Genomic DNA, 23939 nt, shown 5'->3' with positions numbered 1-23939 from the left:
AATGAAACGATTAACAATTGCAATCCTTGCATTTGCAACATTTACAGCAACTATGGAAGCCCAACAAAAAACCGTAAATACTACAGACAGTAAAGTAGTATGGAAAGGGTATAAAGTGGCAGGATCTCATGAAGGAACCATAGCTATAAAATCAGGTACATTAAGATTTAATGGAGAAACTCTTACAGGAGGAGAGTTTACTATAGATATGACTTCTTTGGAAACTACAGATTTAACAGGAGAATACAAAGACAAATTGGACGGTCACTTGAAGTCTGATGATTTCTTTGGAGTAAACAATTATCCAACAGCTAAAATGGTGTTTAATTCTGTGAAACCTTCAGGAAAAAATTCTTACGAAGTAACAGGAGATTTAACCATTAAAGGACAAACACATCCTGCAACGTTTGAGATTTCGGTATATGGTAGTAAAGCTAGTGCTACTTTAAAAATTGACCGTAGTAAATATAACGTGAGATATGGGTCTTCAAGTTTCTATGACGATTTGAAGGATAAGGTAATCTATGATGAATTCGATATTGTAGCAGACCTTCAATTTTAACAAATGATTGGTTGGTGAGTGAGAAAGTCGTTTCGAAAAATCGAAGCGGCTTTTTCTTTTATATATCCTAGACAATTTGGAAACATTAAAATAATGCTACCTTTAAGGAAAATAACTACAACCTATGGATATAAAACTTGCCGTACTTATTGATGGAGACAATATTCCGTCTGCCTATGTAAAGGAAATGATGGAAGAAATAGCTAAATATGGAAATCCTACTATAAAACGAATCTATGGAGATTGGACCAATCCACATTTAACCAAGTGGAAGACCGTATTGCTTGAAAATGCCATTACGCCAATACAACAATATGGATATACCTCTGGCAAAAATGCTACCGATTCGGCAATGATTATTGATGCCATGGATATTTTATATTCTGGTCAGGTCAATGGATTTTGTTTGGTATCCAGTGATAGTGATTTTACACGATTGGCTACCCGTTTGCGGGAAGCCGGTATGTCGGTTTATGGAATGGGAGAAAAGAAAACCCCAAATCCCTTTATTGTGGCTTGTGATAAATTTATCTATATAGAAATTTTAAAATCACAAGGAGAGGAGACTGAAGATAATAATGAAGAAAAAACAGCAGCCCCAAAAAGTAGGTATGACAAAATCACGGAAAAGGATATCAAGTTCATAGCCTCAACAATATCCGATTTGGCCGATGATGATGGATGGGCCTTTTTGGGAGATGTTGGAAGCTTACTTCAAAAGAAACAACCTAATTTTGACTCGAGGAATTATGGGTTTCAAAAACTTACTCCGCTGATAAGTTCTATAAAAAACTTCGAAATAGATAAACGCGAAAGCGGTAATGGTAGGTTTAAGTTGATGTATGTTAGAATCAAGGAGCCCAAGCGTAGGTCTAACCGAAGAAAAAAATAGGTGATTAGACCACTGAACAACTAACAATTTACTCACTATTGTTTAAATGTAAGGTAACTTTTGATCTGCTAAAAAGTATTGACTTTGCAGAAAAAACAATGGAGTTATTTTTAGTGAGTTTTGGAGCTTTATTTTCAATAATGAATCCCTTGGGTACAGTACCCGTGTTTGTTGGATTGACAATGGAACACAGCAAAAAGGAACGGGCCGTTACAGCCTTTTGGACCGCACTCGATGCCTTAATCATTTTATTGCTGTCGTTTTTTGCAGGCAAATATATTTTGTCTTTTTTCGGAATCAGTTTAACCGCTTTGAAGATTGCTGGAGGCCTAATTATTGCTTCTTCAGGTTTTGCTTTGCTTACGGGAAAGTTTAGGGAACATAAAGGGATGAAGCGGGAACGCGTGCAACGGGATATCCAAACCCGGGAAGCGATAGCTTTAACACCTTTGGCCATTCCTATGTTGGCAGGGCCTGGTACTATTTCACTGCTAATTACCTATAATCAAGAATATCAGGCTTCCTTTCAAATTTGTACTATTTTAGGCGCTTTGGTTGCCGTAACACTTATTATCTATTTCATTTTAAAGAGTTCCCATTATATTGTGAAATTCTTGGGAGCCTCTGGCATCAATGCGTTATCTCGTGTTATTGGGTTTATTGTCATAGCCATTGGTGTGGAATACATAATTGGCTCTGTTATGGATATTATTAAATCTCTATTGATTGTTTAGAGGTGTCAATATTAAGCACTGTCTTTGTTTTTGAGCAACAAAAAGAGCAAAACGGATAAGATACCGCAAACCGAAAATCCTATAAATAAAGGCAGGACGGTGTCAATAACAAAACTACCAATGTAATTAGCAATAGGAACGGCCATAATGGTGGATGCAAAACCGTTGATGGCTGCTCCAATACCGGCGATATGCCCTATAGGGTGCATGGCCAAAGATCTTAGGTTGCCAAAAAGGAACCCTATAGAAATAAATTGAAACCCAAAGAACGTCCAAAGGATGGATAAAGGAGGGTTTACTCCAGACCAAAACAAAAATACATACAGTATAGAAACTATGGAATAGGCTATGGCCGCCACAAACGCAATGCGTTTCATTCCGAAACGAATGACCAAAGTACTGTTCAAAAAGGTAGAAAACCCTATGGCAATAGCCAAGCTGGCAAAGATGTAGGGGAATAAATCGGCCAAATTATATTGATTTTCAAAAATTTGTTGCGAAGTACTCAGGTATACCATAAACGACCCCGTAATTAGGCCCGAAACAATGGTGTACACAACCGCTTCTTTATATTTGAAGAATTCCTTGGTGCCTTTAATAAATAGGTTTACGGAGAGTTTATTTCTGTTTTCTGCAGTATGTGTTTCAGGTTGGCGCTTCCAAAACCAAAACAAGACCAATAAACCATAAATAAGGTTAAGGTTAAAAATGGAATGCCAATCGTAAAAAGTAATCAAGAATTGCCCCATTGTAGGAGCTATTACTGGAACCAAAATAAAAATCATGACCACAAAAGACATAACCTGTGCCATCCGGTCTCCGCTATACGTATCCCTTACCATCGCAATACTGATGGTTCGCGGTGCCGAAAGCCCTATTCCCTGTAAAATACGGCCAAATACCAATATTTCAAATGAATTGGTCGTGACACATAAGATACTGGCAATTACAAAAAGCGAAAATCCCGTATAAATAATGGGTTTCCTTCCAAAACTATCTGACAGTGGTCCAAAAATCAATTGTCCAAACCCCAGTCCTAAAAAGATCATGGTAATGAGCAGTTGGTTTTTTGTTGGATCGGTTACATTTAAATCTTCAGCGATATCAGGAAGAGCAGGTAGCAGTGCATCAATGGATAAAGCTACAATGGCCATCAAAGAGGCCATTAGTGCAATAAATTCTATATTTGGTTTACTGTGTTCTTGGGAAGTTTCTTGCATATGCAAATGTAACTTTAAAAAAACTACTGTCCTAGATGATTACCCTTACATCTCCCAACTCCTGAACCCTGTATTTGAAATTTTCACCCGGCGTACCAATAAACATAAAGTTTACCGGAATGTTCCATCGTTTGGAAAGTTCTTTAATCTTCTCCGGGCCAAAGGAGCCTTCTTCTTTTACAAATTCAATGAAGACATCTGGATAGGCGCGGTCAAGGACCTGTAGATCTTCTACTAAATTGTGGACTACTTCTGTTCCGGGAGGAACGACTGAAACTATTTTCAGACGTCTTGTGTGTTCATTTCGTTCTATGTATTGCAAGACTTTATTTAATGTAGCAACATTATCATGATTTGTAAAAAACACAAATTCTTGGTTGTTAATTTTCCTAATAAACCTCAGTATTTTGGTATCCATCCTATCGAAAACAGGGACTCCCTTAGGTGTGATATAATTAATAAAGTATAAAATGGCTTCCAAAATTTGAACTCTAAACAACATAAAGCCAACAATCAAAAGAGTAGGGATAAGGTATTCCAGGAAAATGGCTAAATATTCAGGTTTCAGGATTATGTTACCAATAAGTCCTATGACCACACCCGCAATTGCAAAAAATAAGGCTAAGGGGCCTACGCGTTCAGGCCTAGGCAGTTGTTTTCGGTTTATTTTAAGGAGTAGGTTACCAAATCCAAATAAAATCATCACACTTAAAAAAGCGATGGTGTAAACTCCCGCTAAAGCTTGAAGGTTTCCTTCTGTAATTAATAGTACCGTAACACACAACACAAAAAATGTAATGAAGATAAGATAGGAGCTTCCCCGTTTGTTTTTCGCCAATAGGAACCCTGGTAAAATTCGGTCTAAGGTCATACGCTCTACAAGTCCTCCAACCCCAACGAAGGAAGTTAGCACAGCACCACTTAAAACCAATACGGCATCAATGGATATAATGTAAAATAACCAATTGCCTGCCGCAGTATTGGCCATAAAGGATAATAGCGTTTCTTCATTGGAATGTATGGTTGCTATTGGTATAATGGCAAGTGCCAAAAAGGCAATTAATGGGTTAAAAATGGTAACAATAATCCACATGTTTCGAAGGGTTTTTGGGAAAACGCCTTCGGCCTGTTCTTCCACATAATTGGCAGAACTTTCAAAACCGCTAATGCCAAGCATTGCAGCAGCAAATCCAAAGAAGAGGGCCGTAGTTACGCTACCTTCAATTGGATGTTTAAAGTTGGTAAGTAATACGTCCAATCCGTTTTGAAACAGATAGACACCACAAAACAAGCACAGCAGTGTAAGAGAGGTGAGGTGGAAAATAAAGATAGTAATGGCTACTTTTGAAGATTCTCCAATTCCCATAATAACAATGAACATAAAAATGGCCAAGAGTGCAATGGTGGTTTCTACCACTGGAATAAAATTCCAAAGGCTATGGGCATATTTTACGGATTCGCTTGCGGAGATAACAGCGGTGGCCATATAGGACAAGACAGTTAATGCAGCTGCAAATGAGGCCGTCGACTTTTTAGTGGTATTTAAAAGTGCATTGTAGGCACCACCATTTAAAGGGAGTGCGCCAACCACTTCGCCGTAAATTTTTCTAAATAGAAATAAAATTAAAGCAACTATTAATAAAGAAATCCAAGCGTATTGGCCTGCATATATAATTGCTAGAGCAGACACATATAAACAAGATGAACTAATATCATTTCCACAAATGGCCGTAGCCGCTAGTTGATTAAGTTTTTTCATGATATAAAAATTAAAAGGCCTTCATCAGTTTGCTTGTTTTTTGATGAAGGCCTTTGGTATTTATTTTAGATTCGATTCATGTTTTATTTGCTTCGGGTATACAAAATTTCCATGTTTTTGATTTGTTTCCCGTCTTTCAAAACAAACATTTCAAAAGTGTGGGAGTCTGCGTTATTGTATGTGAGTACTTCCCTTATCCAAGTATCTTTACCCGTTGCTGGATCTAACATGGATCCTTCCAAGGTTAAGATTTTTTTGGAGGGGTCGTAATCACCTTCTAAATACATAATGCCACTGCCCATGTTGTCAATCCAAGTTGCTACAAATTTCTTTTTGGCATTATCATAACCAGTGATGCTTTCACCCATAAAGGGGGCTCCCATCATCTCTCCTTTATGTGTGGAGCGCTGATAGAGACCATTCATGATCATTTCGTTAACAGTGTAAGCTTTTGAAATATTGGCAGGTTGCGAAGGATCCATCCACATTTTTACTGTGGCATCCCACTTTCCGTCAAAAGAAGCCAAGAATTGATGCGGTGCACCTGGCGTCATATTATCTTGCCAGGCTTTCATTTCTTCCGGTGTCTGTGCCCAAGAGCACACCGTTAATAAAAGGCAGGCAATTCCAAAAATCACTTTTTTCATAATTATACCGGATTAAAAAACGTATTATAAAGATACAATAAAAACCGAATACTCTTACATCATTATTTAAAGTGGAATGTTGCCATGTTTGCGTTTTGGTCCGTCCACTTGTTTGTCTTGTAGCATGGAAAAAGCCTTGATGAGCTTCCTTCGAGTGTCCTTTGGTAGAATAACCTCATCGATAAAACCGCGTTCTGTTGCACTGTATGGATTGGCAAATTTTTCGGCATACTCGGCTTCCTTTTCTTTCCATTTGGCTTCAGGGTTGTCCGCTTCCTTAATCTCCTTTCTAAAGATTATTTCTGCTGCGCCTTTCGCTCCCATTACAGCAATTTCGGCACTTGGCCATGCAAAATTCATGTCAGAACCAATATGTTTGGAGTTCATCACATCATAAGCACCGCCATAAGCCTTTCTGGTGATTAAAGTTACCCTTGGTACGGTAGCTTCACTAAAGGCATACAGTAATTTTGCACCATGAACAATGATACCGTTCCATTCCTGATCGGTTCCAGGAAGGAACCCAGGGACATCTTCTAATACTAAGAGAGGGATGTTGAAGGCGTCACAAAATCGCACAAATCGTGCGGCCTTTTTGGAACTGTTTACATCCAAAACCCCTGCTAGGAACATGGGTTGGTTGGCTACAATACCAATGCTTCTACCACCAAGCCTAGCAAAGCCTACAAGGATATTTTCAGCGTGATCCTTGTGGATTTCGTAAAAGGAATCCTCATCAATAATACCTGAAATCACATCATGCATGTCATATGGTTTGTTGGCATTATCGGGAATGATATTTTCCAATTGATCCCTTATTTCATCCTGCAATTCAAAAGGAATTGTTTTAGGTGTTTCGGTATTGTTTTGAGGCAAGTAGCTCAATAAACTTTTAATGTCTTCCAAGCATGCAATGTCATTGGCTGAGGTTTTATGAGCTACTCCGGACTTTGAAGCATGTGTGCTTGCTCCTCCCAATTCTTCGGAAGTAACCGTTTCGTTGGTAACCGTTTTAACCACATTGGGACCTGTTACAAACATATAACTGGTATTTTCCACCATTAATGTGAAATCGGTCATGGCAGGGGAGTAAACGGCCCCTCCGGCACAAGGCCCCATAATGGCCGAAATTTGAGGAATGACTCCTGAAGACTGTACGTTACGATAAAAAATATCGGCGTAGCCACCAAGAGAACGAACTCCTTCCTGAATTCTAGCACCACCAGAATCATTAAGGCCAATTAAAGGTGCTCCAACTTTTACAGCCAAATCCATAATCTTACATATTTTTTCGGCGTGTGTTTCGGAAAGTGAGCCGCCAAAAACTGTAAAGTCTTGGGCAAAGACATAAACAAGTCTACCGTGAACGGTCCCATAACCTGTTACTACACCATCTCCATAAAATTGTTGGTCTGCCATGCCAAAATCTTTGGTTCTATGGGTTACCAATGCTCCAATTTCTTCAAAGGACCCTTCGTCCAACAGGTAGTCAATACGTTCTCTGGCTGTTAGTTTTTTATTGTCGTGTTGTTTAGCGATACGCTTTTCTCCACCACCTAAATAGGCTTGAGAGAGTTTTTCGTTAAGTTGCTTTATTTTAGATTCCATAAGGAATGTTTTTAAGTCTTTATAGGTTATTTAAAGGTTTGGGAGTCTCAATAATTTTTGGTCTTCCAAATATTGTTTTAGAGCAATCATTGCGGCGATTTCAGCTTCGGCTTGAAACTCGGCTTCCAAGGTTTTGGGATCGTAATGCTTTTTGACAAAATGAGTGTCAAATTCACCTGATCTAAAGGCTTCATGCTTGCAAACAAAAGTTCCAAACGGAAGCGTGGTGGCCACTCCTGTTACATGATAATTATTTATTGCTTCCAACATGGTTTCAATTGCTTCTTCACGGGTGGTGCCGTAAGTAATCAATTTTGAAAGCATAGGGTCGTAATAAATTGGAATGTCCATCCCTTCCTCAAAACCATTGTCCACTCTAATGTTTGAACCTTCGGGAAGTTGGTAGGTATCCAAATGCCCTACACTAGGCAAAAAGTCGTTTAATGGATCTTCGGCATAGACACGCAATTCCAAAGCATGACCTTTAATGCTTAAATCGTCCTGTTTGATGGGAAGTACTTCTCCCTGTGCTACTTTAATTTGAAGCTCCACTAAATCTACTCCTGTGATCAATTCCGTTACAGGATGTTCCACCTGCAATCTGGTGTTCATTTCCAAGAAATAAAAGTTGTGCTGCTCATCCAATAGGAATTCTACAGTTCCAGCGCCCACATAGTCACAGGATTTAGCAACTTTAACGGCTGCTTCCCCCATTTTAGCTCTTAAGTCTGGAGTTAATACCGAAGAAGGCGCTTCCTCAACAACCTTTTGATGGCGACGTTGTACGCTACATTCACGTTCAAATAAATGGATTACATTGCCGTGAGTATCTGCCATTACCTGAATTTCAATATGTCTTGGTGAAGCAACGTACTTTTCAATAAATACAGATCCATCTCCAAAGGCTGAAGTGGCTTCACTAATAGCACGCATCATTTGGGATTCCAAATCTTTTTCAGAATCTACAACGCGCATACCTTTTCCACCACCTCCGGCAGAGGCTTTTATTAAAATAGGAAAGCCAATCTCTTTGGCAATTCCTTTTGCTTTTTCTACATCAGTTATAGCTTCATCGATTCCTGGTACCATTGGGATGTTGTATTCCTTTACGGCGTCCTTGGCAGCCAGTTTACTCCCCATAATTTTTATGGCCTTAGATTTAGGACCGATGAAGGTAATGCCATTTGTTTCACATAATTCTGCGAAATCGGCATTTTCACTTAAAAAGCCATAGCCCGGATGGATAGCATCCACTTTTAATTCTTTAGCTACAGCAATTATTTTGTCTCCTAATAAATACGACTGGTTGGAAGGGGCTTCTCCTATCAAAACAGCCTCATCTGCAAATTTCACATGAGGTGCATTACGGTCTACGGTAGAGTAGACTGCCACAGTTTGAATCCCCATTTTTTTTGCGGTTTTCATTACCCTGATAGCAATTTCACCTCTATTGGCTACAAGTATTTTTTTCATATATTTTTTTGAAAGAATGAGAGTCTGGACTCTCTGTTCTTTAGCATTTTTCTAGTTATTCAAATTCTATTAACAATTGATTTTTTTCAACAGCATCTCCTTTTGCGGCCGTAATGGATTTAATAACACCATCCCTAGGTGAAGTAATGACATTTTCCATTTTCATGGCTTCGAGGATCAACAACGGAGAATCTTCAGTAACTGTATCTCCAGCTTTTACCGAAATGTCAAGAATTAACCCTGGCATAGGCGCTTTTATTTCGTTGACATGTTTGGTGTTGCCAAGGGCAAACCCCATACTTTTTATGAGGGCGTCCAAAGCGCTTTGAATTTGTATGTTGTAACTATTATTGTTGATTTTAACCTCGTAGGTTCTGTTGTTAAAATCTAGTTTGGTAATTTCAGCTTGATAAGATTTATGATCTTTAAGAATGTGGAAAGAATGTACTGAAGTTTTAACAGCATTTAGTTGTGAAACTTCAGCTGTGTCCACTTCAAAGTCCAGCTGATTATTAACCGAAATTTTAAAATTTCCCATATATTTTTATTTAAGCGCTAAATATAGGGAATATAAAATGGTTGTTTTTGACAGAACTGTAATTTTTAAAATTACAGTTTGAACATTTTTGCTAGGGTTAATTGCTTCTTATTGCTCAAAATTGCCGTGGTTTTTAGGAAGATTAAAGCCGTAATAAGTGCGTCTCCAGCAGCTGTATGTCTATCGGAAACATCCAAAATGTAATTCTCGGCAATTTCATCCAGAGTATAGGCTTTATCGTATTGAATAAAGTTGGATTTAATGCGAGTTGCCCGATATAAGTTAACGGTGTCTAGTACTTTGTTTTTAAGGACGGGCAACCCTTTACGTTTGAGCATCTCGTTAATCATAGTTAAATCAAAACGGGCATGATGGGCCACAATAATGGCATTACCTACATATTCCAAAAACTGTTGAATGGCCTCATCTTCACTATAGGTCACAATGCGCTCGTGTTTAATTATACCATGAATTTTTACCGTTTTTTCGTTAAAGTGTTCCTGCCGGATATAGGTCTCGAAGGTATTGGAAACATTAATTTGTCTATTTACAATTTCAACGGCACCAATGCAAAGTACTCTGTCCAAATTGTAATCAAATCCTGTTGTTTCGGTATCCAAAACTACAAAGCGATTGGTATTTAGGTCTAGCTCAGGTTCGTTGTCAAAAAGAGCCTCGTACCGTTGCCAATAGTCTGGATAATAGGTATGGACTTTTGGGGCGTCTTTAGACTTTTTTCTTTTGAAGAATCGCATCATAGCAGTACTATATTAGATGGCCTAAGTTAAAGCGCATTTTAATATATTCTTGAACATTGGCAATGGTTTTAAAGCAGCGCTTTAATTTCATTTTTTCTTCCTTGGTTAGTGTTTCAAGTTTAATGAAACGACCGTCGTCATTATTAATAAGGCCATGTTTGGTTCTAAATTTAAGGATAGCCTTAAACGAATAGGAACAGGCCAAAAAGAGCTCCTTGTTTTCAGGTACCAGCTCAGCCAATTTTTCAAAACGTTCGCCTGTATTGGTGATGGTTTTTATTTGAAAATTTAAGGTGAGCAGTCGTCCTGCGTCGATAAGTGGCATTAGCCCTCGTTTTTTAATATCGAAGAAGTCTTTATACTCGCCATCACTTTCTACCAAAAACTGTCTAAAGAAACCTAGGGGAGAGGCACTTCTCAAAGCATTAGCTCCCAATTTGGACATAAAAAGAGAATTGTTTTTGGTGATTTTTAGGGTGTGTTCTGCCAAGGCATTGGTAAGCGAGGCGTCTCCATAGCTTATATCGAAATCGAAGAAGATGGATGAAAGTAAAATTTCATCATTTCCGGTATTGGTGGTCCATTCGGTGAACTGAGCTTTCCATTCGTCTAAGCTTAAACACCATCTCGGGTTTTTGGCCATCATATCGGCATTGCAAAATTCAAAACCAACCGTATTTAAACGCTTGTTGACTCTTTTTGCCAATTTTAAAAAATAAGCTCTAGTCGCCTCCAAACGATCAGGACTTACATTTTCAAAAATGAGGGCATTGTCCTGGTCTGTCTGTAGCAGCTGTTCCTTACGCCCTTGACTACCCAAAGACATCCAAGCAAATTTAACCGGAGGTTCCTCTTTCATTTTTTCCAGACAACGCTCAATAATTCGTTTTATGGTAGCATCGTTCAATTCAAAAATGATTTTGCTGGTATGGGTAAGTGGAATGTTTTGCATGATATACCCTTTCAGTAATAGGGTGATATTTTCCCTAATACGTTTAAGGTCTTTGGTATTGTTGGAACGCTGTATGGCCTTCATTAAAACGGAAGGGCTGTTTCCTTGCAGCAATACAATATCATGGTCTGAAACCAATCCAATAATCTTGCTATTAGGCGTGCCGTCTTCTGTAATACACAAGTACCCAATTTGATGTTTCATCATTGAAATTTGAGCTTGTGCAATGGTAATGTTTTTAGGATAACACAACACGGGACTGCTCATGATATTGGCCGCACTTTCGTTGATGGTATGAAGACCGGTGACCACTTTTTTACGCAGGTCTTTATCGGTAATCATTCCAATAGGTAAGTTGTCCTCTTCAATGATTACAGAGCCAATATTATGTTCGTCCATAATTTTGGCGATGGTCTTAATTTTTGTAGAAGGGGTTGCTGTAACAATTTTCTTGGTGTACTTAATGGGTTGTAGCTCGAAGAGATTGCTATTGGATTCAATACTGGTGGCTCCTTCTGAAAAGAACTCTAAATGATGTTTTTTTGTATAGGGGTTTTCGGTATTAGAAGCAAAACTCTCAATGAGGTAATTGCCAATATTTTTGTTTTTAGCCGCTAAAGGTTTGAACAGTTCAATAGGAATTCCATAAAGGATAGATTCTTCGTCAGTTACAGAGGTGATGGCATAATTTTCGAGCGCAAACAAAGGCCGCAGTCCAAACACATCGCCTTCATCAAATTTATCAATAACCTCAGACGAGCCATAATTGCCCTTTATCAGAACCACGGCACCTTTATGAATGATATAAAACTGATCGTGTAACGGACTGTCTTTTTCATAGATGACCTTACCTTTTTCCAAGTAGGTAATGGTTACTTGTTTGGCAATTTCCAAAAGATCTGATTTCTTGACCAAATCAAAAGGGGGGAAGCGTTTTAAGAAGTCGGCAATGCGCTCTGCTATGGTGTTTTTCATAGTACTAATTTAACAAAAAGAATGCTGTGTAATTCTTATTTAGAGACTTTAAATTTGGAATTTTCCTGATGGGTTTTAATAGCTTTTCTAGAGAGGACAATCCCCAAGAACAATGAGATAAAAGCGCCAATTCCAATACCGGGAACAAAGTTAATGAACAAGAAAAAGTCATACGCACCATGAAAGAGAATGGCGAAAAATAACCCCGCTAAATTCAATTTGAAACGGTTGTTTGAAAATTTGGCTTTTCCCATGAAATATCCCATGATGATACCAAAAGTAGCGTGGGCAGGAACCGCCGTAAAGGCCCTAATCAAAGCTATTGTATAGCCGCCTTGTAATACATACATAATGTTTTCGGTGGCTGCAAAGCCCATGGATACCATAACCGCATACATAATGCCGTCATACGGTTCATTGAAATCTACTTTGGTTTGTGCATAGTAGCGCACAATAATATATTTACTGAATTCTTCCGTAAGTCCAACCACAAAGAAAGCCTTGATAAATTGTTCAAGAATACTACGATCGTTTTGTAAAGGTAAAACTACATCAAACCCACGATAGAGTATGGTAGTGATTATGATACTTACGACACTTCCCAATAAAAAACTGAATAACAAAAGGTGTTTGGGTTCTTTTTCGTACTTGTCCTTAAAATAGATGTAAAGAATAATAATAAATACAGGCGCTATGGCCATGAGGAATAGATTCATCTTAAGATTATAGTTGATTTACAATTGCCTTTAAAACCGTTTCGTAATAAGCTTTGTTGGACGGCACGAAATGATTATTGGTTCCACTTTTATCTAAAAGATCCTTGAAGGTTTCTATATCCACTAACTTTAAGGCTTCTACTTCTCCAGGTTGAGGCTTTAAGGTTTTTAAAGGGACTAGTAATTGGGCGATGTAGGTATGGTGAAATTCATTGTCTATAATGCCCGAAGGATAGGATTGAAAGCAATCGAACACACCAATTTTCATTAGCTTATTTTCATGTAGGGAAAGGCTAAGTTCTTCTTGTGTTTCACGAATGGCAGCTTCTTCAATACGTTCTCCAGCATCTACATGGCCCGCTACCGATACATCCCACATACCAGGACAGATGGCCTTTTCGAAACTGCGCTGGGCCAACAAAATCTCCCCTTTTTGTGTGTAAAGCCACAAATGGGCCGTGTTATGGTAATATCCTTTGGAATGAATTTCCGATTTAAGGCAGGATTGCCCAGTGAGTGTTCCTTCCTTAGTGACAATATCTATAAGTTCGTCCATAATTGGTATAAAACAAGATTCCCGCTTTCGCGGGAATGTGTTAATTAAAATATGAAAATGTTTCTCCGTCTTTAATTTGCAACAAGGTTTCGTAAATCAATTTGATGACGTTTTCTACATCGTCCTTGTGAACCATTTCCACAGTAGTGTGCATATAGCGCAATGGTAGGGAAATGAGAGCAGAGGCCACACCGCCATTGCTGTAGGCAAAGGCATCGGTGTCGGTTCCAGTAGCACGGGATAAGGCCGATCTTTGGAACGGAATCTTATTGGCTTCGGCTGTATCTGTAATCAAGTCTCGCAATTTTTGTTGAACAGCAGGTGCATAGGCTACCACAGGTCCTAGGCCAAGTTCCAAATGACCTTCTTTCTTTTTGTCAATCATAGGGGTTGTGGTGTCGTGTGTTACATCAGTAACAATGGCTACGTTGGGTTTGATGGTTTGTGTAATCATTTCGGCTCCACGCAGTCCAATTTCTTCCTGAACAGAGTTGGTAATATAAAGTCCAAAAGGTAATTCCTTGTTGTTTTCCTTTAATAGCCTTGCTACTTCGGCTATCATAAAACCTCCCATGCGGTTATCCAAAGCACGACAGACAAATTTATCGCCATTCAAAATATGGAATTCGTCAGGATAGGTGATTACGCATCCTACATGTACTCCCATGTTCTCAACTTCGGCCTTGTCTTTGGCACCAACGTCAATGGTGATGTTTTCAATTTTAGGCGTTTCTTCCTTGGATTTATCGCGGGTGTGGATTGCCGGCCAACCAAATACACCTTTTACAATTCCTTTTTTGGTGTGGATATTCACAATTTTACTGGGTGCAATTTGGTGATCACTACCTCCGTTTCTGATTACGTGAATCAATCCGTTGTCCGTAATGTAATTAACATACCAAGAAATTTCATCGGCATGCCCTTCAATAACTACCTTGTATTTAGCTTTTGGATTGATAACTCCAACGGCAGTGCCATAAGTGTCTGTTATAAATTCATCTACATATGGTTTAAGATAGTCCATCCATATTTTTTGACCTTCCCATTCATATCCGGTAGGGGCGGCATTGTTTAAATAAGATTCAAGAAATTCTAATGATTTTTTATTGAGTAAGCTGTCTTTTGCCATAGATATTAGTTGTTATATTTCCGTAAAAATACTAGGATTTATTCACTTTCAACATTTGTAAAACTGATTTTTGTAACAAAAGCATGTATTTTTATACATATATGGTCAAAACACAATAACTAAATTTAATATCTATGAAGCTTGTCATTAAAGATTTAACTAAAACCTATAAAAATGGAGTAAAAGCCATTGATAATTTAAGCCTTGAAATAGGTACTGGAATGTTTGGTTTATTGGGGCCAAATGGAGCCGGTAAGTCATCTTTAATGCGAACGATAGCTACCTTGCAAAGTCCAGATTCTGGTTCGATAATGTTTGGAGATATTAATGTTTTGGAAGATAAAATGGCCCTTAGAAAGGTATTGGGGTATTTGCCACAATCTTTTGGGGTGTATCCTAAGATGTCAGCCGAAGCATTATTGGATTATTTTGCAACCTTAAAGGGAGTTTCATCCAAAACAGAAAGGCAGGCTTTGGTTCAGGAAGTACTTGAGATTACCAACCTTTACGATGTAAGAAAAAAACATGTGGCTGGTTATTCTGGTGGAATGAAACAACGCTTTGGGATAGCGCAATTACTATTGAACAACCCTAAACTGATTATCGTTGATGAGCCTACGGCTGGGTTGGACCCCGCAGAAAGACACCGCTTTTTGAATGTGTTGAGGGAAGTAGGAACTAATTGTACGGTAATCTTTTCTACTCATATTGTTGAGGATGTTAAAGAATTGTGTACGGATATGGCCATTTTAAATGGAGGAAAAATTTTAAAGCAGGCCACTCCAACCCAAGCAAGAGAATCGTTGCGTGGACAAATTTGGACTAAAATTGTTCAGCGAGATGAATTGGAGCAAATGGAGGCCATGTACAATGTGCTTTCTTCCAATTATAATGAAGACAATACGTTAAATATTAGGGTGTATGCGGAAGCACTTCCTGCTTCTGATTTTGTAGCAACTGAACCACAATTGGATGATGTGTATTTTATAGCGCTAAAGGAAGACGAACCCATTTTGTCGTAATCATCATTTGCTAAAGTCTCATTTTTAACGCCACAACTTTATATGTTTTCTACCATATTTATTCACGAACTCAAGTATTGGTTAACAAAGCCAGCAACTTATATTTACGCAGCCATATTTTTTATTTTGGCTTTTTTTATGGCCTCTGCTTCTGCAGGAATTTTTGATAGTGTAACGGTTACTACAGGATCTTCAAGGATCGTTAATTCTCCAATTGGTATTTTTAACCTTTACAATGCTTTGACGATTTTTATTTTCTTTTTGTTCCCATCCATAATTGGAGTTTCTATTTATAGAGATTACAAAAGTGAAATGCATACCATTTTATATTCCTACCCATTTAGTAAAGCCAATTATTTATTTGCCAAGTTTTTTAGCAGTATAGTGGTGGTTACGGGAATTGTTTTTGTTATAGGTATTGGGTTATTTATTGGGTTTCGATTCCCAGGAACCAATGGCGAGTTGGTTGGTGCCTTCGATTTTCAGTCCTATCTATATACCTATTTGGTTTATATCCTACCTAATATATTGCTATTTGGGGCTATTGTATTTGCGGTGGTAACTTTTACTAGAAATATTGCAGCAGGTTTCATCACGATAGTATTATTGATATTTGTGCAAGGTTTGATGGAAGGTTTGCTGTCGGATCCAGATAATAGGGCTTTGGCAGCCATGTTGGATCCTTATGGCGCTTCTGCTGCAGATTATTATATTAGATATTGGACCGTTGCCGAACAGAATGAATGGCATCTACCTTTTAAAGGACTTATTATCTATAACCGTTTGCTGTGGCTGGGGATTGCCTCCTTAATTTTTGGATTGGTCTATAGGTTTTTCTCGTTTAGTCAAAATGCAATTACGATCTCCTTTAAAAAGGATAAAGGAGAGCGCTTTACCAAGCGAAATTTTGGTGGTGTAACCAAAATTAATTTACCTAAGGTAAGTTTTGATTACTCTTTTCTTCAAAATTTGAAAACTACTTGGAAATTATCCAACATGGAGTTTTTCTATATAGTTAAAAGCTGGCCTTTCATAAGCATTCTTATTGTTGGTTTGATTATAGTGTTGATTGCACTCTCTGAAGTAGGAAATCTCTTCGGAACACCGACATTGCCGGTTACTTGGAAAATGCTCAATGGTGGTTCTGCGTTTGTTGTGGCCATTAACATTTGTACATTTTTATACGCAGGGTTATTGGTACAACGTGGAAATATTACCAGAATGGGAGATTTAATAGATGTAACGCCTATTCCCAACTGGACACTGTTTATATCCAAATTTATTGCATTGCTAAAAATGCAATTGGTGCTGTTGGCCATTGTTATGTTGTCCGGTATGTTATTTCAAATGTATAATAGCTACTATAATTTTGAAATTGGCCATTATGTATATGAATTATTTGTTTTAAAGTTTATTAATTACGCCATTTGGGCATTTTTAGCCTTGTTTTTACATACGCTTCTCAGAAATCTATATTTAGGGCTTTTTGTATTGATTGTATTGGCTATTGGAATTCCATTGTTAAGTTTAGCAGGAGTAGAACAAGCTATTTTCAAGTATAACGAGGGCCCTGGCTATTCCTTTTCCGACATGAACGGTTATGGGGATTCCTTTGTGTTGTATTTGGTTTATAAGTTCTATTGGGTCTTAGGGGGATTGGTGCTCTTGGTGCTCACAGGCTTGTTTTGGGTAAGGGGCTTGCCAGATTCTTTTAAAGAACGTTTCCAGATAGCCAAAGATAGATTGACTCCTAAAGTTACTGTTTTGCTTACGGTATTTGTTTTGGCTTTCCTATCTCTAGGATTTAGGATTTATTATCAGAATAATATTGTGAATACCCGAGTGTCTTCTAAAGAATCTGAACTTAGGATAGTGGAATGGGAAAAAACATATAAGAAATACGAAAATGCCGCGCAGCCGAGAATTGTGTCCGTAAAGGCCAACGTAAATATTTATCCAAAGCAGCTTGATTTTGATGCTTCTGGTGAATATGTCATGATTAATAAGACAGATGTAGCCATCGATAGTCTTTTCTTAAATCATAACAGTTACCCTAGCACGTTTGAATTTGATAGGCCCAATACATTGGTATCTGAAGATACTATTTACAATTTCGATATTTATGAACTTAAGCGTCCATTGTTGCCTGGGGATAGTATCAAATTAAGTTTTACAGTTAAGAATAAAGCAAATAGTTGGTTGGAAAAGAATTCTCCTGTGCGTTACAACGGGACGTTTATTAACAATTTTCAAATATTTCCAAATCTAGGATATAATGGTGGGGAGTTGCAAGATGACAAAACCCGTGAGAAATATGATTTGCCACCAAATAAACTAAAACCAATGCCAACGGACTCTACGGCGCTTGGGAATACTTATATAGCGAAAGATTCTGATTGGGTCGATTTTGAAGCAACCGTGAGTACTTCGGAGGACCAAATAGCGATTGCTCCGGGGTATTTGCAAAAGGAATGGACGGAAAACGGACGCCGTTATTTCCATTATAAAATGGATAGCGAAATTTTGAACTTTTATGCCTTCAATTCAGCTAGGTATGAAGTGAAGAAGGACAAATGGAATGATGTCAATCTCGAAATTTATTACCATAAGGGGCATGAGTACAATTTGGACAGAATGATGGCTGGAATGAAAGCCTCTTTGGACTATAACAGTAAAAATTTTGGTCCTTATCAGCATAAGCAACTTCGCATCATTGAGTTCCCTAAAACTGGTGGAAGCTTTGCCCAATCGTTCCCAAATACAATTCCATTTTCGGAGGGCGTAGGTTTTATTGCCGACGTGGATGAAACCGAAGATGGAGGTGTCGATTACCCCTTTGCCATTACCGTGCACGAGGTAGCCCATCAGTGGTGGGCCCATCAGGTAATTGGAGCCGATGTGTTGGGAGCTACCATGTTATCTGAAAGTTTATCAGAGTATGTGTCGTTGAAAGTTTTGGAACATCAGCAAGGAAAAAGCAAAATGCGCAAGTTTTTAAAAGAGGCTTTGGATGATTACTTAACCCAGAGAACTTTTGAGTCCAAACGTGAAAAACCGTTGATGTACAACGATGGTCAAGGCTATATACGTTATCAAAAGGGCTCGTTGGTATTCTATGCCTTAAGCGATTATATAGGCGAAGAAAGATTGAACAATGCTTTGAAAGCTTATGTGGATAAGGTGAAGTTTCAAGAAGCGCCATACACAACTTCCGTGGAGATGGTTGATTATATCAAGCAAGTAACACCAGATAGTTTACAATATGTAATTAAGGATATGTTTGAAACCATTACGCTTTATGAAAACCGAATTGCAGATGTTACAACAACAGAGTTAGAGAATGGTAAATATCAAGTAGATATTAATTTTCAAGTAAGTAAATATAGAAATGACGAGAAAGGGAAGCGCTTCTTTTCAGATAATGGAAAGGATTCTTTGCAATACCAATCGGAAACAATGAAAAAGCCGGAATATTCATTGCCGTTGGCAGATTATATAGATATTGGAGTATTCGGAGAAGAGGATGTTGATGGTGTTAAAAAGGAAACTGAACTTTATTTGAAAAAGCATAAGATTACCAAAATTGATAACAACATCTCTATAATAGTCGATAAAAAGCCTGTTGAAGTAGGGGTAGACCCTTATAATAAATTAATAGACACAAATAGTAATGACAACAGGAAAGGCCTGTAAAAGCTTTGTAAAAAACCATAAGCACTGCTTATGGTTTTTTTTTGAATTGAATAATAAGTTGTTGTATAATATTAATAGTATTTTAAGGTTTTAGAGGTTGTAAATTATTAATTTTACCCTAATATTTAAGACCCATTCAAATAGGAATTACTTATCAGAAGTGGAATGTTCTGTTATATTTGGAATGGTTTTGGATTTAAAAATTGTCTATGAAGTGGCTTTGCTACATATTGGTTATTTGTCCCTTGGCCATATGGGCCCAAGTAGAACCTGTTGAACAAGATTCTACCCAAGTGGATTATATTATTGTGGAAGGCGATTCCATTCCGCGTACGGCTATAGATTTACACGAGGTTATTTTACTGCACAAACTAAAGTTTGACGATAAGGATGCCCGTAAACGTTACTTAATTCTCAAACGTAAAACCATAAAAGTCTATCCTTATGCCAAATTGGCGGCGGAACGTTTGGTAACCCTCAATGAGCGAATAGGAAAGTTGGACAACAATCGGGATAAAAAAAAATATGCCAAAATAGTACAACATTATATTGAGGATGAATTTTCAGCGGAACTTAAAAAGCTAACCCGGACGGAAGGTCAGATTTTAGTGAAACTTATCCATCGGCAAACAGGAAGTACTACTTTCGATTTAATAAAAGAGCTGAGAAACAGTTGGCGAGCCTTTTGGTTTCAAAATACAGCACGGCTGTTTGATATTTCCCTAAAGGAAGAATTTGATCCCATGAATGTAAAAGAAGATTATTTGATCGAAGATATTCTAGAGCGCGCCTTCCAAAACGGACAACTTATAAGGCAAGAACCCGCCATTGATTTTGATTACTACGACTTAACGGATAAGTGGACCTTGACTAATATCAAAAATTAAATGGTTCTATGCGCAAACAAACTCCTTTTGAAGAACAATTAAATGCCAGTAGCCATGCTCTGGGAGCTGTTTTGGGTATTGTTGGTCTTGTGCTACTGATAACTTTTTGTAGTTCCAGTATTCCTTGGGGACTCTTTAGTGTGGTGATTTATGGTATTTCCATTATTGTCCTGTTTTTAGCTTCTACCTTTTATCATGGTATCAAAGAAGAACAGAAGAAGCACTATTTTAGGATTATGGATCATATAAGTATCTATTTGCTTATTGCAGGAACCTATACACCTGTGCTTTTAATTGCCTTGCCACATAGTTTGGGATGGCCTCTATTTTGGGTGGTTTGGGGAATTGCGGCTTTTGGTGTCTTTTTGAAATTGTTTTTTACCGGCCGCTTTGAAGTCTTTTCGGTAATTCTTTATTTAGTGATGGGCTGGTTGATTGTTTTTGACTTTTCAGCTTTAGCCGAACAAGTATCTAGTGGCGGTTTGACATTGCTGTTTGCTGGTGGGCTTTTTTATACTTTGGGTATCATTTTTTATGCCATTGAACGGATACCCTACAACCACGTAATTTGGCACCTTTTTGTATTGGCCGGTGCCATTAGCCATTTTTTTATGATTTTTCTATATGTGATTTAATCCAACTTAATAACATCCTTGAAATCTTCAAAAAACGTTTCAAATCGATCCATGGTGGTATTGAAAAATACCATGACTTCCTGCCAAGTGTTTTTGTTGTGAATGGATACTTTTTGTTCTAAAGGGACGTAAATTCTGGAAATCTCCTTACCATTTTCCAATAGGTGTTCCTCTTCAAAAATAGCTTCGGGTAAATAGTCTTCCAATAAAATGGTTTTTAAGGATTCCAATTGGCCCCAATAGGTAATTCGGTTTTCCAAATCGCCTTCAACATCCAGAGCTACCAAAGCCTTTTTGGTGTCAAAATGAAATTTAAAACTGAATTCCTTGATCTTGGTATCGTATAGAATCCATTTTCTTGGAAAGGATTTTCCAAAACTGGTCCAAAACTCTTGTCGTAATAATCGTGATTCTTCTTTACTGAACATGTGTCTTGATGGTTTCTGATGAGTTAAATCATGTAGGCTATAGCAATTCCCAACAAGATAGCGAATAGTTTGGTAACGCTAAATTTGTGGCCTTCCTCACTTTCAAATAAAATGGTGGTTGAAATATGGAAAAATATTCCTATTACAACAGCATTAATCATCGTGATATAATCTGTAATCAATAACCAGCTTTGAGATAATAAAGTTCCCAAAGGTGTCATGATGGCGAAAATGGATAGGAATGCTATAATTTGAAGTTTACTAAAGTGCGAATGCAATAAAAATCCAGTAATAACAATGGCAATTGGGATTTTGTGTACCAAAATTCCATAAACCATATCATTGTGCTCATGTATTGGAAACCCTTCAAAAAAGCTATGAATACATAAGCTTACAAACAAGGCCCAAGGAAAACTCTGGTTATGCTTATGGACATGTACATGCCCATGTTCGGCACCTTTTGAAAAGAACTCCAAGATAACCTGAAACAAAATCCCGAACATTATAAAAAGCCCAGTTTGTTTAGCTTCCAAATGTTCATACACTTCTGGGAGAAGTTCAAAAAGGGTCAATGCCAATAAGAAGGCTCCACTAAAAGCCAATAATAACTTAGTGTTAAGAGTATTGCTTTTATTGGTGAAAACTACAAATGTAATCCCAAAGAGTACGGCAATTATGGGTAAGAGATATTGATACATCATATTACCAAGATACAATTATTTAAAAATCATTATTAAACGTTCAGATGTGCCTTTGTAGAATTTTCGCAGGTTGTAATCGCCAAAAACATCCAACATATACACACCTGCTTTTTCAAAAAGGGCTTCAAAATCTTCCAGAGAAAACGCCTTTACCCGTTCCTGAAAGTTGTAGTCCTGACCATTATGAGCAAACGAGATATCCTTAAAAATATAGCCGTCTTTTACGTACCGCTTAAGATGAAAATTAATGCCTTCCAAAGTTTTGGTTTCTTCGGGGATAAGGTTTGCAATAACCCAATCACTGTTCATAAAATCAATCACGCCTAATCCATAGGTATTCAAATTGTTCTTGATAGCATTAATGGTTGCAAGATTACTTGCATCGTTATCAAAATATCCAAAGCTGGTAAACAGATTCAGTACAGCATCAAATTCATCATTATAGGTAGCAGACATGTCGTGGACCTCAAAATGTAGCTTTTCGGTTTCAAATTGTTTGGCATGGGCAATGTTGTTTTTTGAAATGTCCACCCCGGTAACACGGTATCCCAATGAATTTAAATACCTAGAGTGGCGACCTCTTCCGCAAGCTAAATCCAAAATTTTGGAATCGGGAGAAAGGCTAAGGTACTTGGTGAGATTATCCATAAAGCGCTGTGCTTCATGATGGTTTCTGTCTTTATATAAAATATGGTAAAAAGGAGTGTCAAACCATGACGCATACCATTGTGTTGTGTCTTTTGTCATAAATAATTCAAGAGAAAAGGAACATTTTATGTTGCCTTGGTTGATTGTGGTTTCAACCTATTGACATAATACTATTATGTGCCACAAAAATACTTTATTTTTGCAATCTATTTGGAGTAAACTATGGAGAATAATTTTAAGATGGTGGCCAAGACCTTATTTGGCTTTGAAGAACTTCTTGCTAAGGAATTGACCCAACTTGGAGCACAAGATGTGAAGCCAGGTGTTCGGAATGTTAGTTTTGTTGGGGATAAGGGTTTTATGTATAAAGCTAATTTGGCTTTGCGTACCGCCATCAAAATCTTGAAGCCTATCAAGTCGTTTAGGGTTGTAAGTGAGCAGGATTTATATGATAAGGTCTACCAAATGCCTTGGGAGGATTATATGAAGGCTACGGGATCTTTAGCCATTGATGCTACCGTGCATTCCAAAATGTTTACGCATTCCAAATATATCGCCCTTAAAACCAAGGATGCCATTGTGGATAAATTTAGAAATACTACAGGTCATCGCCCTAGCGTGGATTTGCGGTTTCCTGATTTAAAAATCAACGTACATATCGATCGTCAGCAATGCACCATATCTTTAGATACTTCGGGGGAATCTTTGCATAGAAGAGGGTATAAGACAGCTACTAATATTGCCCCAATTAACGAAGTGCTTGCGGCTGGTTTGGTAATGTTGTCCGGTTGGGATGGACAGTCCGATTTTATGGACCCTATGTGTGGTAGTGGTACTGTTTTGATTGAAGCAGCTATGATAGCCTGTAATATTCCTCCAAACTTAATGCGCAAGGAATTTGCTTTTGAGCGTTGGCAGGATTGGGATGTAGATTTATTTGAAACCATTGAAGAATCCTTGCTGAAAAAAACGCGTGATTTTCATCATAAAATTATAGGTTACGATAAATCGCCAAGCGCTGTAAATAAAGCTAAGGACAATGTGAAAAACGCGCATTTGGAAGAGTTTATAACCATAAAACATGAAGATTTCTTTAAAACCCAAAAGGCAGGGAATGAGAAATTGCATATGTTGTTTAACCCGCCATATGGGGAGCGTTTGGATATAGAAATGGAAAGTTTTTATAAGTCTATAGGAGATACTTTAAAACAAGGTTATCCGGGAACAGACGCTTGGTTTATTACATCTAATTTAGAGGCCTTGAAATTTGTTGGGTTAAGACCTTCCAGAAAAATCCAATTGTACAATGCTAAGTTGGAGTCTAAGTTGGTGAAATATGTTATGTACGAGGGCAGTAAGAAAGGAAAGTACATGTCTTAAAAGACACAATAGATATAGCATAAAAA

22 protein-coding genes are annotated in these 23939 nt (G+C 37.8%); 8 read left to right on the top strand and 14 right to left on the bottom strand.

The annotated features are described in order from the left end of the window. Position 1: 1 nt before the first annotated feature. The 3 genes from RBH95_RS09910 to RBH95_RS09900 all read left to right on the top strand — a co-directional run bounded on the left by RBH95_RS09910 (position 2) and on the right by RBH95_RS09900 (position 2188). Positions 2-562: a YceI family protein gene (locus RBH95_RS09910; protein ID WP_307899431.1), complete on the top strand. Its 561-nt coding sequence runs from the start codon at positions 2-4 to the stop codon at positions 560-562. A 124-nt stretch (positions 563-686) separates the two neighbouring features. Then, the gene (locus RBH95_RS09905; protein ID WP_307899430.1) at positions 687-1454 is read left to right on the top strand and encodes an NYN domain-containing protein; all 768 of its coding nucleotides are present in this window, start codon (positions 687-689) and stop codon (positions 1452-1454) included. Positions 1455-1552: 98 nt separating this feature from the next. Next, the gene (locus RBH95_RS09900; RefSeq protein WP_307899429.1) at positions 1553-2188 is read left to right on the top strand and encodes a MarC family NAAT transporter; all 636 of its coding nucleotides are present in this window, start codon (positions 1553-1555) and stop codon (positions 2186-2188) included. Positions 2189-2199: 11 nt separating this feature from the next. Here the strand turns inward: RBH95_RS09900 and RBH95_RS09895 are convergent, their stop codons facing one another. The 11 genes from RBH95_RS09895 to RBH95_RS09845 form a co-directional block, all read right to left on the bottom strand. Next, positions 2200-3408: a multidrug effflux MFS transporter gene (locus tag RBH95_RS09895; protein ID WP_307899428.1), complete on the bottom strand. Its 1209-nt coding sequence runs from the start codon at positions 3406-3408 to the stop codon at positions 2200-2202. A gap of 31 nt (positions 3409-3439) precedes the next feature. Further along, entirely contained in the window at positions 3440-5167 is a 1728-nt protein-coding gene (locus tag RBH95_RS09890; protein WP_307899427.1) for an APC family permease, read from the bottom strand. A gap of 83 nt (positions 5168-5250) precedes the next feature. Continuing rightward, positions 5251-5814 carry a DUF1579 domain-containing protein gene (locus tag RBH95_RS09885; protein WP_307899426.1) on the bottom strand — a complete coding sequence of 188 codons (564 nt, stop codon included), beginning with the start codon at positions 5812-5814 and terminating at the stop codon, positions 5251-5253. 66 nt (positions 5815-5880) lie between these two features. Continuing rightward, entirely contained in the window at positions 5881-7422 is a 1542-nt protein-coding gene (locus tag RBH95_RS09880) for an acyl-CoA carboxylase subunit beta (RefSeq protein WP_307899425.1), read from the bottom strand. A gap of 30 nt (positions 7423-7452) precedes the next feature. Next, on the bottom strand, positions 7453-8895 hold the full coding sequence (accC, locus tag RBH95_RS09875; RefSeq protein ID WP_307899424.1) for an acetyl-CoA carboxylase biotin carboxylase subunit: 1443 nt from the start codon (positions 8893-8895) through the stop codon (positions 7453-7455). A gap of 55 nt (positions 8896-8950) precedes the next feature. After that, positions 8951-9433: a biotin/lipoyl-containing protein gene (locus tag RBH95_RS09870; protein ID WP_307899423.1), complete on the bottom strand. Its 483-nt coding sequence runs from the start codon at positions 9431-9433 to the stop codon at positions 8951-8953. Between the two features lie 71 nt (positions 9434-9504). Then, the gene (locus tag RBH95_RS09865; RefSeq protein WP_307899422.1) at positions 9505-10191 is read right to left on the bottom strand and encodes a PolC-type DNA polymerase III; all 687 of its coding nucleotides are present in this window, start codon (positions 10189-10191) and stop codon (positions 9505-9507) included. A 7-nt stretch (positions 10192-10198) separates the two neighbouring features. Then, positions 10199-12118 (bottom strand): DUF294 nucleotidyltransferase-like domain-containing protein, encoded by a 1920-nt coding sequence (locus RBH95_RS09860; RefSeq protein WP_307899421.1) that lies wholly within the window; start codon positions 12116-12118, stop codon positions 10199-10201. Positions 12119-12153: 35 nt separating this feature from the next. Continuing rightward, positions 12154-12834, bottom strand: coding sequence for a PrsW family intramembrane metalloprotease (locus tag RBH95_RS09855; RefSeq protein ID WP_307899420.1), 681 nt, complete (start codon positions 12832-12834; stop codon positions 12154-12156). Between the two features lie 7 nt (positions 12835-12841). Beyond that, complete coding sequence (locus tag RBH95_RS09850) at positions 12842-13390, bottom strand: NUDIX domain-containing protein (RefSeq protein WP_307899419.1); 549 nt, start codon at positions 13388-13390, stop codon at positions 12842-12844. 40 nt (positions 13391-13430) lie between these two features. Next, the gene (locus RBH95_RS09845; RefSeq protein WP_307899418.1) at positions 13431-14519 is read right to left on the bottom strand and encodes a M42 family metallopeptidase; all 1089 of its coding nucleotides are present in this window, start codon (positions 14517-14519) and stop codon (positions 13431-13433) included. Positions 14520-14653: 134 nt separating this feature from the next. On the opposite strand from RBH95_RS09845, the gene RBH95_RS09840 reads away from it, so the two are divergent. The 4 genes from RBH95_RS09840 (at position 14654) to RBH95_RS09825 (ending at position 20756) form a co-directional block, all read left to right on the top strand. Next, a complete protein-coding gene (locus RBH95_RS09840) occupies positions 14654-15541 on the top strand; it encodes an ABC transporter ATP-binding protein (RefSeq protein ID WP_307899417.1) in 888 nt (295 codons plus the stop codon). Between the two features lie 42 nt (positions 15542-15583). After that, complete coding sequence (locus RBH95_RS09835; protein WP_307899416.1) at positions 15584-19234, top strand: M1 family aminopeptidase; 3651 nt, start codon at positions 15584-15586, stop codon at positions 19232-19234. A gap of 209 nt (positions 19235-19443) precedes the next feature. Then, a complete protein-coding gene (locus RBH95_RS09830; protein ID WP_307899415.1) occupies positions 19444-20121 on the top strand; it encodes a DUF4294 domain-containing protein in 678 nt (225 codons plus the stop codon). Positions 20122-20129: 8 nt separating this feature from the next. Further along, entirely contained in the window at positions 20130-20756 is a 627-nt protein-coding gene (locus RBH95_RS09825) for a hemolysin III family protein (protein WP_307899414.1), read from the top strand. Here the strand turns inward: RBH95_RS09825 and RBH95_RS09820 are convergent. Genes RBH95_RS09820 through RBH95_RS09810 form a run of 3 tightly spaced genes read right to left on the bottom strand, consistent with a single transcriptional unit; the run spans position 20753 to position 22632 of the window. Further along, the gene (locus RBH95_RS09820; protein WP_307899413.1) at positions 20753-21184 is read right to left on the bottom strand and encodes a DUF4268 domain-containing protein; all 432 of its coding nucleotides are present in this window, start codon (positions 21182-21184) and stop codon (positions 20753-20755) included. The genes RBH95_RS09825 and RBH95_RS09820 overlap by 4 nt on opposite strands. A gap of 23 nt (positions 21185-21207) precedes the next feature. Continuing rightward, the gene (locus RBH95_RS09815) at positions 21208-21882 is read right to left on the bottom strand and encodes a ZIP family metal transporter (protein ID WP_307902248.1); all 675 of its coding nucleotides are present in this window, start codon (positions 21880-21882) and stop codon (positions 21208-21210) included. Positions 21883-21900: 18 nt separating this feature from the next. Then, the gene (locus RBH95_RS09810) at positions 21901-22632 is read right to left on the bottom strand and encodes a class I SAM-dependent methyltransferase (protein WP_307899412.1); all 732 of its coding nucleotides are present in this window, start codon (positions 22630-22632) and stop codon (positions 21901-21903) included. Between the two features lie 123 nt (positions 22633-22755). Here RBH95_RS09810 and RBH95_RS09805 point away from each other — a divergent pair, with 123 nt between their 5' ends. Next, complete coding sequence (locus RBH95_RS09805) at positions 22756-23913, top strand: class I SAM-dependent RNA methyltransferase (protein WP_307899411.1); 1158 nt, start codon at positions 22756-22758, stop codon at positions 23911-23913. Positions 23914-23939: the final 26 nt, after the last annotated feature.

It is taken from the genome of Mangrovimonas sp. YM274 (genome assembly GCF_030908385.1).
In the GTDB taxonomy this organism is placed as follows: domain Bacteria; phylum Bacteroidota; class Bacteroidia; order Flavobacteriales; family Flavobacteriaceae; genus Mangrovimonas_A.
Note: the sequence above shows the minus strand (reverse complement) of the source record. Positions and strands in the feature narration are given on the sequence as shown.

Coding starts and splice junctions, on each gene's coding strand:
- RBH95_RS09815 (WP_307902248.1), bottom strand. CDS start 21,882: ATGTATCAATATCTCTTACCCATAATTGCCGTACTCTTTGGGATTACA.
- RBH95_RS09850 (WP_307899419.1), bottom strand. CDS start 13,390: ATGGACGAACTTATAGATATTGTCACTAAGGAAGGAACACTCACTGGG.
- RBH95_RS09890 (WP_307899427.1), bottom strand. CDS start 5,167: ATGAAAAAACTTAATCAACTAGCGGCTACGGCCATTTGTGGAAATGAT.
- RBH95_RS09825 (WP_307899414.1), top strand. CDS start 20,130: ATGCGCAAACAAACTCCTTTTGAAGAACAATTAAATGCCAGTAGCCAT.
- RBH95_RS09805 (WP_307899411.1), top strand. CDS start 22,756: ATGGAGAATAATTTTAAGATGGTGGCCAAGACCTTATTTGGCTTTGAA.
- RBH95_RS09905 (WP_307899430.1), top strand. CDS start 687: ATGGATATAAAACTTGCCGTACTTATTGATGGAGACAATATTCCGTCT.
- RBH95_RS09885 (WP_307899426.1), bottom strand. CDS start 5,814: ATGAAAAAAGTGATTTTTGGAATTGCCTGCCTTTTATTAACGGTGTGC.
- RBH95_RS09870 (WP_307899423.1), bottom strand. CDS start 9,433: ATGGGAAATTTTAAAATTTCGGTTAATAATCAGCTGGACTTTGAAGTG.
- RBH95_RS09820 (WP_307899413.1), bottom strand. CDS start 21,184: ATGTTCAGTAAAGAAGAATCACGATTATTACGACAAGAGTTTTGGACC.
- RBH95_RS09835 (WP_307899416.1), top strand. CDS start 15,584: ATGTTTTCTACCATATTTATTCACGAACTCAAGTATTGGTTAACAAAG.
- RBH95_RS09895 (WP_307899428.1), bottom strand. CDS start 3,408: ATGCAAGAAACTTCCCAAGAACACAGTAAACCAAATATAGAATTTATT.
- RBH95_RS09840 (WP_307899417.1), top strand. CDS start 14,654: ATGAAGCTTGTCATTAAAGATTTAACTAAAACCTATAAAAATGGAGTA.
- RBH95_RS09845 (WP_307899418.1), bottom strand. CDS start 14,519: ATGGCAAAAGACAGCTTACTCAATAAAAAATCATTAGAATTTCTTGAA.
- RBH95_RS09830 (WP_307899415.1), top strand. CDS start 19,444: ATGAAGTGGCTTTGCTACATATTGGTTATTTGTCCCTTGGCCATATGG.
- RBH95_RS09865 (WP_307899422.1), bottom strand. CDS start 10,191: ATGATGCGATTCTTCAAAAGAAAAAAGTCTAAAGACGCCCCAAAAGTC.
- RBH95_RS09880 (WP_307899425.1), bottom strand. CDS start 7,422: ATGGAATCTAAAATAAAGCAACTTAACGAAAAACTCTCTCAAGCCTAT.
- RBH95_RS09810 (WP_307899412.1), bottom strand. CDS start 22,632: ATGACAAAAGACACAACACAATGGTATGCGTCATGGTTTGACACTCCT.
- RBH95_RS09860 (WP_307899421.1), bottom strand. CDS start 12,118: ATGAAAAACACCATAGCAGAGCGCATTGCCGACTTCTTAAAACGCTTC.
- RBH95_RS09910 (WP_307899431.1), top strand. CDS start 2: ATGAAACGATTAACAATTGCAATCCTTGCATTTGCAACATTTACAGCA.
- accC (WP_307899424.1), bottom strand. CDS start 8,895: ATGAAAAAAATACTTGTAGCCAATAGAGGTGAAATTGCTATCAGGGTA.
- RBH95_RS09855 (WP_307899420.1), bottom strand. CDS start 12,834: ATGAATCTATTCCTCATGGCCATAGCGCCTGTATTTATTATTATTCTT.
- RBH95_RS09900 (WP_307899429.1), top strand. CDS start 1,553: ATGGAGTTATTTTTAGTGAGTTTTGGAGCTTTATTTTCAATAATGAAT.